This window comes from Paraburkholderia sp. SIMBA_027, from assembly GCF_046535315.1.
GTDB lineage: Bacteria > Pseudomonadota > Gammaproteobacteria > Burkholderiales > Burkholderiaceae > Paraburkholderia > Paraburkholderia tropica.
Genome location: NZ_JAWRWY010001515.1, coordinates 1 through 240 on the forward strand (window position 1 = coordinate 1; position 240 = coordinate 240).

Sequence of the window (240 nt, forward strand, 5' to 3'; positions counted from 1 at the left end):
TCCCTGTTTGCCGCTACGTGCCTCCGTCTCGAGCCGATTGACGAGGTCGACGACGTTGAAGAAGCGGCCGCGTGCGCCATTGCGGATCAGAGCACGCGCAAGGGCGATGGACAGGTGAGACTTTCCCGTGCCGGTTCCGCCGACCAGAACGATATTGTGCTGCTCGGCGAGGAAGGCTCCTGTCGCAAGCTGGCGCACGAGCCCTTCGTTGACCGGCGTGTCGGTGAAGTCGAAGTCGTC

The 240-nt window shown here is 63.3% G+C and carries 1 protein-coding gene; it reads right to left on the minus strand.

The window, feature by feature from the left end; genetic code table 11:
• The coding region (locus SB764_RS44245; RefSeq protein WP_410867342.1) for an ATP-binding protein at nucleotides 1-240 on the minus strand (240 nt) is incomplete at both ends.